At 64.8% G+C, this 13,197-nt stretch carries 9 protein-coding genes; 5 read left to right on the top strand and 4 right to left on the bottom strand.

The window, feature by feature from the left end:
* Positions 1–52: 52 nt before the first annotated feature.
* A complete protein-coding gene (gene pyrE / locus IVB47_RS19865; RefSeq protein ID WP_247427090.1) occupies positions 53–616 on the bottom strand; it encodes an orotate phosphoribosyltransferase in 564 nt (187 codons plus the stop codon).
* 175 nt (positions 617–791) lie between these two features.
* Between pyrE and IVB47_RS19860 the strand changes: the two genes are divergently transcribed.
* Positions 792–1,418, top strand: coding sequence for a glutathione S-transferase family protein (locus tag IVB47_RS19860; RefSeq protein WP_247463518.1), 627 nt, complete (start codon positions 792–794; stop codon positions 1,416–1,418).
* A gap of 142 nt (positions 1,419–1,560) precedes the next feature.
* Here the strand turns inward: IVB47_RS19860 and IVB47_RS19855 are convergent, their stop codons facing one another.
* From IVB47_RS19855 to IVB47_RS19845, 3 genes are all read right to left on the bottom strand, one after another.
* Positions 1,561–2,196 (bottom strand): LysE family translocator, encoded by a 636-nt coding sequence (locus IVB47_RS19855; protein WP_247357663.1) that lies wholly within the window; start codon positions 2,194–2,196, stop codon positions 1,561–1,563.
* Between the two features lie 187 nt (positions 2,197–2,383).
* A complete protein-coding gene (gene polA, locus IVB47_RS19850) occupies positions 2,384–5,464 on the bottom strand; it encodes a DNA polymerase I (protein ID WP_247463516.1) in 3,081 nt (1,026 codons plus the stop codon).
* Positions 5,465–5,673: 209 nt separating this feature from the next.
* Positions 5,674–6,741: an acyltransferase family protein gene (locus IVB47_RS19845; RefSeq protein WP_247463514.1), complete on the bottom strand. Its 1,068-nt coding sequence runs from the start codon at positions 6,739–6,741 to the stop codon at positions 5,674–5,676.
* A gap of 193 nt (positions 6,742–6,934) precedes the next feature.
* Between IVB47_RS19845 and IVB47_RS19840 the strand changes: the two genes are divergently transcribed.
* The 4 genes from IVB47_RS19840 (at position 6,935) to IVB47_RS19825 (ending at position 13,176) form a co-directional block, all read left to right on the top strand.
* Positions 6,935–8,251, top strand: coding sequence for a UDP-glucose/GDP-mannose dehydrogenase family protein (locus IVB47_RS19840; RefSeq protein ID WP_247463512.1), 1,317 nt, complete (start codon positions 6,935–6,937; stop codon positions 8,249–8,251).
* A gap of 123 nt (positions 8,252–8,374) precedes the next feature.
* Positions 8,375–10,852 carry an ATP-dependent helicase HrpB gene (gene hrpB / locus IVB47_RS19835; RefSeq protein ID WP_247463510.1) on the top strand — a complete coding sequence of 826 codons (2,478 nt, stop codon included), beginning with the start codon at positions 8,375–8,377 and terminating at the stop codon, positions 10,850–10,852.
* A 125-nt stretch (positions 10,853–10,977) separates the two neighbouring features.
* Positions 10,978–11,487 (top strand): TIGR02281 family clan AA aspartic protease, encoded by a 510-nt coding sequence (locus tag IVB47_RS19830; RefSeq protein ID WP_247463509.1) that lies wholly within the window; start codon positions 10,978–10,980, stop codon positions 11,485–11,487.
* Between the two features lie 189 nt (positions 11,488–11,676).
* Positions 11,677–13,176 carry a phosphomannomutase/phosphoglucomutase gene (locus IVB47_RS19825; protein ID WP_247285418.1) on the top strand — a complete coding sequence of 500 codons (1,500 nt, stop codon included), beginning with the start codon at positions 11,677–11,679 and terminating at the stop codon, positions 13,174–13,176.
* Positions 13,177–13,197 lie beyond the last annotated feature (21 nt).

Genomic DNA, 13,197 nt, shown 5'->3' with positions numbered 1-13,197 from the left:
ACGTGGATGCCCGGGTCAAGCCCGGGCACGACGGCGGAGAAAGTCTAGCCGCTCAAGCCTTCAAGAACTCCGACGCCTTGTACAGCGAGCGGAATGGCAGGTTGGCCGCGCCAAAGGTGTCGTCGGCGCCTTCCTCGCGGTCGACCATGGTCAGCACCAGCACCACTTCGGCGCCGGTCTCGCGTACCGCTTCCACCGCCTTCATCGCCGAGCCGCCGGTGGTGGTGACATCCTCGACGATCACGACGCGCTTGCCCTCCAGCGTCTCGCCCCTGGGCAGCCCCTCGATCGCGAGCTTCGCGCCATGCTCCTTCGGCTTCTTGCGCACGAAGAAGGCCGCGATGGGATGGCCCTTGATCCAGGATATCTGCGCCAGCGCGCCGGCCAGCGGCACCGCGCCCATCTCGAGCCCGCCGATGAAATCGAGCTGGTCGTCCTTCAGCGCCTCATAGGTCAGCTCGGCGAGCAGCGTCGCACCCTCCGGGTCGAGCATGGTCGGCTTGAGGTTGAAGTAGAAGTCGCTCTTGCGGCCCGACGCGAGCGTCACCTCGCCGCGGCCGAAAGAGCGCCGGCGGATGATCTCGAACAGGCGGGCGCGGGAGGCTGATTTAGACACGGCGGGCCCTCGGGAGCGTTTTTGGAGGTGGCGGAATTTATCCGCGACGGCCCCGACATTCCAGAGGGGGCTTCCCCCGTCAACAGGGATCGGCCATCCCGGCCCATCGGTTGTGGGGGTGCAACGTTCTGGAGTAGGTGGATGCCGGATATCCCCGGGGAAGGACACGCGACAAATGACCATCGAGCTGCACACCTGGAACACGCCGAACGGCCGCAAGATCTCGGTTGCGCTGGAGGAAATGGGGCTGCCCTACAAGGTGATCCCGGTGAATATCAGCAAGGGCGAACAGATGGCGCCGGAGTTCCTGAAGCTCTCGCCCAACAACAAGATTCCCGCGATCCTCGACCCCGAGGGGCCGGACGGCAAGCCCGTCAGCATCTTCGAGTCGGGTGCGATCCTGCTGTATCTCGGCGAAAAGACCGGCAAATTCCTGCCGAAATCGCTTTCGGGCCGCATCCCCGTCTATGAATGGCTGATGTGGCAGATGGGCGGCTTCGGGCCGATGCCGGGCCAGGTGCACCATTTCATCGCGCTCGAGAACGAGCAGGACCGCGCCTACGGCCTCAAGCGCTACATGGCGGAGACGCGACGGCTCTACGGCGTCCTCGACCGCCGGCTGGAGGCCCGCGATTTCGTCGCCGGCGAGCTCTCGGTTGCCGATTTTGCCATCCTGGGCTGGGCCTGGCGTCACCCTCGCCACAAGGTTGACCTGGCCGACTTCCCCCACGTCAAGCGCTGGTACGAGGCTCTGATGGCACGCCCGGCGGTGAAGCGGGGCATGGAGGCGAAGCTGGATTGAGGGGGGAGGCTGTCGTCACCCGCCTTGTGCGCACTTGCGCACTGGGGCGGGTGACCCAGTATTCCAGAGGCAGAAGTGATTGAGCCGAGAAGCTGTGGCGTACTGGATGCCCCGCCTTCGCGGGGCATGACAGCGCCGTGCCTCACACCTTCCGCGCCTCGACCGCCATCCGCACCGCAAGCCCGGCCAGCACCGTGCCCATCAGCCAGCGCTGGACCAGCATCCAGCTTGGCCGGTTTGCGAGAAACAGCGCGATCGATCCTGCCGCGAGCGCGATCATGGCATTCACGCTGACACTGATCGCGATCTGGATCGCGCCGAGCACCACCGACTGCGTCAGCACGCTGCCGGCGGTGGGATCGATGAACTGCGGCAGCAGCGCGAGGTAGAGCATCGCGATCTTCGGGTTGAGCAGATTGGTGACGAACCCCATTGCGAACAGTTTGCGCGGGCTGTCGATCGCAAGCTGCTTGACCTGGAATGGCGAGCGACCGCCCGGCTTTACCGCCTGCCAGGCCAGCCACAGCAAATAACCGGCGCCGGCGAAGCGCAACGCGTCATAGGCAAAGGGAACGGCGAGCAGCAGCGCCGTGATGCCGAACGCCGCGCACAGCATGTAGAACACGAATCCGAGCGCCACGCCGCCGAGCGAGACGATGCCCGCGGCCGGCCCTTGCGTGATCGAACGCGAGATCAGGTAGATCATGTTCGGCCCGGGGGTGAGCACGAGGCCGAGGCAGACGAGAGCGAAGCCGAGCAGGGCGGAGGCGTGGGGCATGGCTGAACCGGTGCGGGAGACGGCACGATTTTAATGTGCGGGCGATCGCGCCGCCATCGCGCAATTGCTCGGAGGACAATTCAGCTTGTGCGTGTCCCTCCAGCGTCGTCCCGGCCTAGTGCGCAATTGCGCACGGGGGGCCGGGACGACACTGTAAGTTTGGAAGGAGCGAAGCGAAGACGTAGCTTCAATGCGCCTCGTCCCAATTGTTGGCTGCGCGTGCATCGACATGTAGCGGCACCGAGAGCAGCACGGCCGGGAACGGCGCGTCCTGCATCACGTGCTGCACGACGGGAAGCGTGGCCTCGACCTCCGCGTCCGGCACCTCGAAGATCAGTTCGTCGTGCACCTGGAGCAGCATCTGCGCCGAAAGCTTCTTCTCGGCGAGTGCAGCCTCCATCCGCGTCATGGCGCGGCGGATGATGTCGGCGGCGGTGCCCTGGAGCCGGGCGTTGATCGCGGCGCGCTCGTTGAAGGCGCGCACCGAGGCGTTCGAAGCCTTGATGTCGGGATAGTACATCTTCCGTCCGAACAACGTGGTGACGTAGCCGTGGTTCCGGCAGAAGTCGCGCGTCTCGTCCATGTAGGCGCGGATGCCGGGGAAGCGCTCGAAGTATTTCTTGATGTAGGCGGAGGCCTCTTCGCGCGCGATGCCGAGCTGGTTGGCGAGACCGAATGCCGAAATGCCGTAGATGATGCCGAAATTGATCGCCTTGGCGCGGCGCCTGATTTCGCTCGGCATGCCCTTGATCGGCACGCCGAACATTTCCGATGCCGTCATGGCGTGAATGTCGAGACCGTCGCGGAACGCCTGCTGCAGCACGGGAATGTCGGCGATCTCGGCGAGCAGCCGCAGCTCGATCTGCGAATAGTCGGCGGAGACCAATTTGTGCCCCGGCGTTGCGATGAAGGCGCGGCGGATTTTTCGGCCGTCCTCGGTGCGCACCGGAATGTTCTGCAGATTTGGCTCGTTCGACGACAGCCGGCCGGTCGTGGTCGCGGCCAGCGCGTAGGTCGTGTGGACGCGGTGGGTCTGGGCATTCACGTAGGTCGGCAGCGCGTCGGTGTAGGTCGATTTCAGTTTGGAGACCTGGCGCCACTCCAGGATCTTCTTCGGGAGGTCGTGGCCCTGCTCGGCGAGCTCGTCGAGCACCTGAGCGGTGGTCGACCACGCGCCGGTCTTGGTCTTGGTGCCGCCGGACAGTCCCATCTTGCCGAACAGGATGTCGCCGATCTGCTTCGGGCTGCCGACATTGACCGGCTCGCCCGCGATCTGCTGGATCTCGGCTTCGACGCGGGCCGCGGTCTGAGCGAAGTCGCCGGAGAGACGCGACAGCACCTGGCGGTCGATCGAAATGCCGCGCCGCTCCATGCGCGCGAGCACCGATACCAGGGGCCGTTCCAGCGTCTCGTAGACCGTGGTCATGTGCTCGGCGACAAGGCGCGGCTTCAGCACGCGCCAGACGCGCAAGGTGATGTCGGCGCCTTCCGCCGACAGCGCCGCGGCCTTGTCGATCGGCACCTGGTCGAACGTGATCTTGCCCTTGCCGCTGCCGAGCAGCTCGTTCTCCTTGAGCATGGCGTGACCGAACCAGCGCTCGGACAGCTGCTCCAGCGCATGCGAGCCGCGGCCGGCGTCGAGCACGTAGGAGATCAGCTGGGCATCATCGGTGTTGCGCAATGTGATGCCGTGCTGCGCCAGCATCACCGCGGTGAATTTGACGTCGAAGCCGATCTTGAGAATGCCTGGTGATTCCAGTACCGGCCGCAGCGCCTCGATCGCCTCGGCATGCTTGACCTGGTCGGGCGCGAGGCCCGCGTCGAACAGCCCGGCGCCGCCGCCGGACTGCTTGTGCGCCAACGGCACGTAGCAGGCCTCGTTCGGCGCCAGCGCCATCGCGATACCGCAGAGATCGGCCTGCATCGGATCGATCGAGTTTGCCCGGATCTCGACCGCGACATGGCCGGCATCATGGATGCGCGCGATGAACGCGTTCAGTTCCGCGAGCGTCTTGACGGCCTGGTACTTGCTGCGGTCGACCGGGAGCTTCCGCAAAGCCTCTTCGCGCGCGGCGGCGAGAGAGATCGGCGCGCCCTTCGGGCTCGCGGCCTTGTCCTCCTTGGTCGCCGATGCATTGCGCTGGCCCACTGGCACTTGCGCCGGCGCGCCGGTTCCCGGGGCCGGCACGACGTCCGAAGGCGGCAGCGGCGAGAAGACACTGGCGCCGCTGGAATAGCCTGGATCGGCATCGACGTTGGCCGGATCAATCTGCGAGAACTCGGCGACGCGGCGCGTCAGCGTGGAAAATTCCATCGCCTTCAGGAACGCGATCAGCTTGCGCGCATCGGGCTCGTGGACGGCGAGATCGTCCAACGGGACGTCGAGGTCGACCTCGTTGTCGAGCAATACGAGCTGCCGCGAGATGCGCGCCTTCTCGGCGTTCTCGATCAGCGCCTCGCGCCGCTTCGGCTGTTTGATTTCGGTGGCGCGGAACAGCAGTTGCTCGAGATCGCCATATTCGACGATCAGCTGCGCCGCAGTCTTGATGCCGATGCCGGGCACGCCAGGAACGTTGTCGGTGGAATCGCCGGCCAGGGCCTGCACTTCCACCACCTTCTCCGGCGGCACGCCAAACTTCTCGATCACCTCGGGGATGCCGATGCGGCGGTCCTTCATGGTGTCGTACATGGTGACGCAATCGGTGACGAGCTGCATCAGGTCCTTGTCGGAGGACACGATCGTCGCGCTCGCGCCGCGCTCGCAGGCTTGCCGCACATAGGTCGCAATCAGATCGTCGGCCTCGAAGCCGACTTGTTCCAGGCAAGGCAGGTCGAAGGCGCGTACCGCTTCGCGGATCAGCGCGAATTGCGGGATCAAATCGTCCGGGGCCGGCTGCCGGTGTGCCTTGTACTCAGGATAGATCTTGTTGCGGAAGGTGATTTCCGACTTGTCGAAGATGATCGCCAGATGCGTCGGCCGGTTGTCCTCCGGCATCTCGCGCAAAAGCTTCCACAGCATGTTGCAGAAGCCGAGCACGGCATTGACCTGCAAGCCGTCGGACTTGCGGTTCATCGGCGGCAGCGCATGGTAGGCGCGGAAGATGTAGCCGGAACCGTCGACCAGGAAGACATGGTCGCCCTTGCCGGCCGCCTTCGCGGCGACGGGCTTGGCAGCAGCTGTCGCGGCAGCGGGCTTGGTTTCGGCGGCCTTGGGCGCGGCAGCCTTGGTGTCAGCTTGGGCGGTGGTCTTCGGGGAGCTCTTGGGCATGGCCGCAATGTATGAATTTTTGCGGGATTTGACAGCCTCGGGAGGTGGATTTTTGGCTTGCTGGAGCCGCTATCCCCACTGTCATTTCCCGCACCCACCGCTGTCATTCCCCGCGAAGGCGGGGAATCCAGTACGCTGCGACTTATCCGCATACGACTGCTGCCTCTGGAATACTGGATCCCCGCCTTCGCGGGGATGACAGCAGAGTATCACTCCGCCGCCTGCAACCGCGCCCCTGTTTTCTTCGGCGCGATCCAGAACGCATCAGGTCGCTCGAACAGGAAACTGCCGCCAAGGCGCAATGCGATCTGCCAGATTGCGAGTGAGCCGATTACGCCGACGATGGTCACGATCAACGACACCGCGCCGATGTCGGGAATGATGCCCGTGCGCAAGAGCAGCGTTCGTGTCGCCGCCATCGGCAGGAAGAAGGCGAGATAGATCACGATCGAATGCTCGCCGCAGAAGCGGAAGACGTTCAGCCATTGCACGCGCGCGAGCAGCGTGCCCATCGTGATGATGGCGCAGGTCCCGGCGAAGCCGAGCACGAGCGATACGAATTTCCACTCGCTGGTGCCGAGCATAACCAGACCGCCATTGACCAGCGTCCACGTCGCGAGCGCTGCCAGCGCCCACGCAGGATGATTGCGCGCGCGGTCCGACAGCGCGAACACGTAGGGCGCGAACAGATAACCCGAATAGAAATAGACGAAACGCGCGCAGAATTCGTCGATCGCGGTCCAGCCCGTTGCGACACGCGCCGTCTCCAGTGCGGCCGCGATGAGCCAGATCGCGGGCGGCGGGACTAGCCGTGTCAGTTTTGTGACGACGAAGAAGATCGGCAGGAGGTAGATGAACCACAGCGTGCCGAACGGCTCGACGAAGGATTCCAGATAGAGCAAGCCGGCGTCGCGCCAGCTCGTTTCCGCCGCGAAGGCGGGGGCCTTGAAGCCGAACTGGATTGTCACCCAGACGACATAGAAATAGGCGAAATGCACCACCTTGCGGTCGAGATAGGTTCGCCAATCCCGGTCGATCACCAGTGGCAGGAACAGGCCCGAAATCAGGAAGAAATCCGGCATCCGGAACGGCTTTGCGAAGGCCACCAAAACATGCATGAAGCCGGTCTCACCGGCGGCGAGCTCGACCCCCAGCACCGAATGCATCATCACGACCATGACGATGCAGATGCCCTTGGCGTAATCGATCCAATCGACACGCGCAGCAGCCGGGGCCTTGAGTCCCCCGCTCGCGGCGATTGTGCCTGATGGTGCCATGGTGTCTCTTTTCGAGGCGTGTTCCGCCAGGATCTGTGTGAACGCGGAGCAGTTTGGCGCCTTGCGGCTTACGATTTCTTAACCGGTACAATTGCCGTGCCGTTTTTTGCACGCGGGCTGTTCCCTCACCACGGGAAAATGCTAAACCGCCTTGGAATTGCGGTTTCGTTAACCAAGCCAAACAGGGTTTTTCATGCGCATTGCTATGATCGGCACGGGCTATGTGGGACTGGTGTCCGGGGCCTGCTTTGCGGATTTCGGTCACGACGTCATCTGCGTCGACAAGGACGAGAAGAAGATCGCGGCCCTTCATCGCGGCGAGATCCCGATCTACGAGCCCGGGCTTGAGGAACTGGTTGCGACCAACGTCAAGGCGAAGCGGCTGGAGTTCACCACCGATTTGTCCAAGCCGGTCGCGGATGCCGATGCCGTCTTCATCGCGGTCGGCACGCCGTCGCGCCGCGGCGACGGCCACGCCGATCTGTCCTATGTCTATGCCGCCGCGAAAGAGATCGCGCAATCGCTGTCCGGCTTCACCGTCGTCGTGACCAAATCGACCGTTCCGGTCGGCACCGGCGACGAGGTCGAGCGCATCATCCGCGAGACCAATCCCAAGGCCGACGTCGTCGTTGCCTCGAACCCCGAATTCCTGCGCGAGGGCGCGGCGATCCGCGACTTCAAATTCCCCGACCGCATCGTCGTCGGCACCTCCGACGAGCGCGGTCGCAAGGTGATGAGCGACATCTATCGGCCGCTGTCGCTGAACCAGGCGCCGCTGATGTTCACGGAGCGCCGCACCGCCGAGATGATCAAATACGCCGCCAACGCGTTTCTCGCGACCAAGATCACCTTCATCAACGAGATCGCGGACCTCTCCGAAAAGGTCGGCGCCAACGTGCAGGAGGTCGCGCGCGGCATTGGCCTGGACAACCGCATCGGCACCAAATTCCTGCATGCCGGCCCCGGCTTCGGCGGCTCGTGCTTTCCGAAGGACACCAAGGCGCTGATCAAGATCGCCCAGGACTACGACGTGAGCTTGCGCATTGTCGAATCCGTGCTCGCGGTCAACGAGAACCGCAAGCGGGCGATGGCGCGAAAAGTGAGCCAGGCGCTCGGCGGCTCGCTGCGCGGCAAGACCGTCGCGGTGCTCGGCCTCACCTTCAAGCCCGACACCGACGACATGCGCGATGCGCCGTCGATCCCGCTGGTCACCGGCCTGATCGACATGGGCGCGAAGGTGAAGGCCTTCGATCCCGTCGGCATGGAGCAGGCGAAGGGCGAGCTGCCCAGCATCACCTATTGCGAGGATGCCTATTCCTGCGCGGAAGGCGCCGATGCGATCGTGATCGTCACCGAGTGGGTGCAGTTCCGGGCGCTCGATCTCGATCGGCTGAAGGCGACCATGGCGCAGCCCGTCATCGTCGACCTCCGCAACATCTACCGCCCCGAAGAAATGGCTGCGGCTGGCTTCGTGTATGAGAGCGTCGGACGGCCATCGGTGCAGGGTTGATAGCGGCAAATGATTGTCATACCCCGCGAAGGCGGGGTATCCAGTAATCCGCAATCTTCGTAATAACCGGGATTCGAGTTTACTGGATCACCCGCATGCGCGGGTGATGACGGAAGCGAGCTTTTGCCCCGCAGTTTCGACACGCCCCTCCCGATAGATGCCGTGCTCGACGAGCTCTCGCGCACGCTGGAGGCGCATCATGCCGCCGTGCTGGTGGCGCCCCCGGGCGCCGGCAAGACCACGCGCGTGCCACTGGCGCTGCTCGATGCCCCCTGGGCCAAGGGCAAGAAGATTATCGTGCTGGAGCCGCGGCGCATCGCGGCGCGCGCCAGCGCCGACCGCATGGCCAAATCACTGGGCGAACGCGCTGGCGAGACTGTCGGCTATCGCGTTCGCTTCGGCTCGAAGATCTCGCGCGCGACCCGCATCGAGGTGGTGACGGAGGGCATCTTCACCCGCCAGATCCTCGACGATCCCGAGCTGTCGGGCATCGCCGCCGTCCTGTTCGACGAATTCCACGAGCGTTCGCTCGATGCCGACATGGGCCTCGCGCTCGCGCGCGATGCGCAAACCGGCCTGCGCGAGGATTTGCGCATCCTCGTGATGTCGGCAACGCTCGATGGCGCCCGCGTGGCAAAATTGCTCGGCGAAGCGCCCGTCGTCGAAAGCGAGGGCCGCGCCTTTCCGGTCGAGACGCTCTATCTCGGCCGCAAGGCGGACGTGCCGATCGAGCGGCAGATGGCGGATGCGATCGCCTCGGCGCTGCGGGCCCATGCCGGCTCGGTGCTGGCGTTCCTGCCGGGCGCCGCTGAAATCCGCCGCACCCAGAATCTCCTCGGCGAACGCATACAGGATTCCAGCATTGAAATCGTGCCGCTGTTCGGGGCGCTCGACGCCGCCGTGCAGGACCGTGCCATCTCGCCGGCGCCCAAAGGCACGCGCAAGGTGGTGCTGGCGACCTCGATCGCGGAGACCTCGCTGACCATCGAGGGCGTGCGCATCGTGGTCGATTCCGGTCTTGCCCGCGTGCCGCGCTACGAGCCCGACATCGGCCTGACCCGGCTCGAGACCGTGCGCGTCTCGCGCGCGGCGGCGGACCAACGCCGCGGCCGCGCCGGCCGCACCGAGCCCGGTGTCTGCTACCGGCTCTGGGACGAACCTCAGACAGCCTCGCTCGCGCCCTACACCCAGCCCGAGATCCTCAGCGCCGATCTGTCCTCGCTGGTGCTCGATCTCGCGCAATGGGGCGTCGCCGACCCTGCCGCGCTGTCGTTTCTCGACCCGCCGCCGCAGCCGGTCTGGAAGGAAGCAAAAAGCCTGCTCGCCGAGCTCAATGCGCTCGATGGCGATGGCCGCATCACCGCGGAAGGCAAGAGCCTGCGCGCGTTGGCGCTGCCGCCGCGGCTCGCGCGCATGATCGTGGATTCGCATCGTGCCGGCGAAGGCGAAGCCGCCGCCGAGATCGCCGCGATCATCACCGAGCGCGGGCTCGGCGGCGACAGCGTCGATCTCGAGCACCGGCGGGATCAGTTCCGCCGCGACCGTTCCCCGCGGGCCGCAAGCGCGCGCGACCTCGCGCGGCGCTGGGCCTCGCAGGTGGCGGCGTCAGAGAAGATGGCGACCGGCGAAGGTGATCTCTCGACCGGCCTGATGCTGGCCTACGCCTTCCCGGATCGCGTCGCGCGCAACCGCGGCAATGGCAGCTTCGTGCTCGCCAACGGTCGAGGCGCTGCCGTGGATCAGACCTCGTCGCTCGCCCGCGCGCCCTATATCGCGATCGGCGAGATGATCGGCACGGCGGCGAGCGGGCGCATTCTGCTCGCAGCGCAAATCTCGCAGGACGAGATCGAGCAGCATTTCGCCGAGCATATCGAATCCGTCGAGGAGATCTCGTTCGATCGCGGCGCGATGGCGCTCCGGGCGCGACGTAAGCGCGCGCTGCACGCGATCACGCTCTCGGAGGCGACACTTGCCGTGTCGCCCTCGGAGGACACTGCGCGCATCTTCGCAGACGGGCTGATCGCCGCCGGCCTCGACCGGCTGCCCTGGTCGAAGTTAGCCAAACAATGGCGCGATCGCGTGATGTTTTTGCGCAAGGCCGAAGGCGACAGCTGGCCAGATCTGTCGGACGACGGGTTGATCGCGCGGCGCGACGATTGGCTGGTGCCGGCGCTCTATGACAAGATCGCGCTGAAGGATATCTCCGCCGGCGATCTCTCCGACGCGTTGATGGCGTTGTTGCCGTGGGAGATGCGCGCGCGGCTCGACCGCGAGGCGCCGACGCATTTCGAGGCGCCGACAGGCAGCGTGCTCGCGATCGACTATGAAGCCGAGCAGGGGCCGACCATCGCGGTGCGGCTCCAGGAATTGTTCGGCCTCAACACCCATCCCTCAATCGCCGCCGGCAAGGTGCCGCTGGTGCTGGAACTGCTGTCGCCGGCGCAGCGCCCGGTGCAGGTGACGCGCGATCTCCCCGGTTTTTGGCGCGGCAGCTACAGTGCAGTGCGCTCCGATTTGCGCGGCCGCTACCCGCGCCATCCCTGGCCGGAAGATCCGGCGAATGCGCTGCCGACCCGCCGGGTCAAGCCGCGCGGGACGTGAGCGTTACGAACACGCATTAACCGTCTGCTCATCCTTTTCGTCAAAATAGCACAGCTCTGGCCGCAGCGTCGCTCGCGGAGTGGCCTGCCGCGTGGTGAAATCGAGCTTCGGCTTCGAGTGGTGTGATGCGTATCTTAATGATCTTCGCGGCGATCATGATCGGCCTCGGCACCTTCATGGCGCAGATGGCGGACAGGATGAGCTCCGCTTCGGCGACGTCGGTGCCGCGTACGGTAGCAGTCGCGTCCACCGCGCCGGCCGGCGGCCGCAGCCTCAACATCCCCCGCGACGGCCGCGGACACTTCCAGACCGAGGGCCGGATCGAAGGCCAGCGCATCGGCTTCATGGTCGACACCGGCGCCTCCGTGGTTGCGCTGAACGAGACCTCGGCCGCCCGTTTCGGCCTGCGTCCCTCGCGCGGCGATTACAACGCCACCGTCTCCACCGCCAACGGCACCATCAAGGCCGCGCGCACCCGCATCGCCATGCTCGATGTCGGCGGCCTAATCGTGCGCGACGTCGATGCCATGGTGCTGCCCGACGAGGCGCTGTCCGAAAACCTGCTCGGCCTCTCCTTCCTCTCCCGCCTCAAGCGCTTCGAATACGCCAACGGCCAGATGGTGCTGGAGCAGTAAAGGTTCTCCCAAAGGCTCCAGCGACCACATATTCAAGAAGATCTCTATTTTGACCGCTCTCGCGGCCAGATTTCCCCGTTACCAAACTGCCGCAATTATCATCCATAAGCTGCCATTCCCGCCTTCCGCTGCGGCCCGGCATTCGCTAAGGCTGCATTAAATCTGGCTCTTTTTCACGAGACCGTCTCAATGTTCCCCAAGCCGAAATCCGTGTTGCTGCCCAACACCTATGCCTTCGAATCCGAGCCGATGGTGAAGGCCACGGGCTTTCGCGAATACGACGCGCGCTGGCTGTTCCAGAAGGAAATCAACCTGATGGGAATCCAGGCGCTCGGCATGGGGCTGGGCGCGCTGATCGCGGAGCTCGGCGTCAGACAAGAGATCGTCACCGGTCATGATTTCCGCGGCTATTCGGCCTCAATCAAATATGCGCTGATTTCCGGCCTGATGGCAGCAGGCTGCAAGGTGCACGACATCGGGCTGGCGGTGACGCCGATGGCCTATTTCGCCCAGTTCGACCTCGACGTGCCCTGCTGCGCCATGGTTACGGCCTCGCACAACGACAATGGCTGGACCGGCGTGAAGATGGGCGCCAACCGCCCGCTGACCTTCGGCCCCGACGAGATGACGCGGTTGAAGGAGATCGTGCTGGGCGCCGAGTTCAAGAACAAGGCCGGCGGCTCCTATCAATTCCATGAGAATTATCCGGCGCGCTACATCGCCGATCTCACCAGCCGTCCGAAGCTTAAGCGCAAGCTCAAGGTCGTCGCGGCCTGCGGCAACGGCACCGCCGGCGCATTCGCGCCGCAGGTGCTGGAGGCGATCGGCTGCGAGGTGATCCCGCTCGACACCGAGCTCGACCACACCTTCCCGAAATACAACCCGAACCCCGAAGACATGGAGATGCTGCACGCGATCCGCGACGCGGTGCTGCAGCACAAGGCCGATGTGGGTCTCGGCTTCGACGGTGACGGCGATCGCTGCGGCGTGGTCGACAACACCGGCGAGGAGATTTTTGCCGACAAGGTCGGCGTGATGCTGGCGCGCGACATGTCCGCGATCCACAAGGATGCGCAGTTCATCGTCGACGTGAAGTCGACCGGCCTGTTCATCACCGATCCGGTACTGCAGAAGCAGGGCGCGAAAACCACCTATTGGAAGACCGGCCATTCCTACATGAAGCGCCGCACCCATGAGACGGGTGCGCTCGCCGGCTTCGAGAAGTCCGGCCACTTCTTCTTCAACAAGCCGTATGGACGCGGCTATGACGACGGTCTGGTGTCGGCGCTCGCGATCTGCGACATGCTCGATCGCGCTGCCGGCAAGTCGATGGCCGATCTCAAGAACGCGCTGCCGAAGACCTGGTCGTCGCCGACCATGTCGCCGCATTGCGCCGACGAGGTCAAATACGGCGTCATCGACAAGGTGGTGAAGCACTTCGAGGGCTTGCAGGCCAAGGGCGCCAAGATCGGCGGCCAGTCGATCCGCGATCTCGTCACAGTCAACGGCGTCCGCGTCACGGTCGAGGACGGCAGCTGGGGCCTGGTGCGCGCCTCCTCCAACAAGCCCGAGCTCGTCGTCGTGGTCGAAAGCCCGGTCTCCGAGCAGCGCATGCACGACATGTTCGAGATGGTGAACAGCGTGCTGCGCACCCATCCCGAAGTTGGCGAGTACAATCAGAAGATCTGAGGTGCGAGGCTAGCCTCACTT

The sequence above is a fragment of the Bradyrhizobium sp. 62 genome (genome assembly GCF_023073035.1).
Taxonomy (GTDB): Bacteria; Pseudomonadota; Alphaproteobacteria; order Rhizobiales; family Xanthobacteraceae; genus Bradyrhizobium.
This window is presented reverse-complemented; position numbering and strand designations above follow the sequence as displayed.

What these genes read in the sequence shown, in the direction of transcription:
- IVB47_RS19840 (WP_247463512.1), top strand. Translation starts at nt 6,935, where the DNA reads ATGCGCATTGCTATGATCGGCACGGGCTATGTGGGACTGGTGTCCGGG.
- polA (WP_247463516.1), bottom strand. Translation starts at nt 5,464, where the DNA reads ATGCCCAAGAGCTCCCCGAAGACCACCGCCCAAGCTGACACCAAGGCT.
- IVB47_RS19855 (WP_247357663.1), bottom strand. Translation starts at nt 2,196, where the DNA reads ATGCCCCACGCCTCCGCCCTGCTCGGCTTCGCTCTCGTCTGCCTCGGC.
- IVB47_RS19830 (WP_247463509.1), top strand. Translation starts at nt 10,978, where the DNA reads ATGCGTATCTTAATGATCTTCGCGGCGATCATGATCGGCCTCGGCACC.
- IVB47_RS19860 (WP_247463518.1), top strand. Translation starts at nt 792, where the DNA reads ATGACCATCGAGCTGCACACCTGGAACACGCCGAACGGCCGCAAGATC.
- IVB47_RS19845 (WP_247463514.1), bottom strand. Translation starts at nt 6,741, where the DNA reads ATGGCACCATCAGGCACAATCGCCGCGAGCGGGGGACTCAAGGCCCCG.
- IVB47_RS19825 (WP_247285418.1), top strand. Translation starts at nt 11,677, where the DNA reads ATGTTCCCCAAGCCGAAATCCGTGTTGCTGCCCAACACCTATGCCTTC.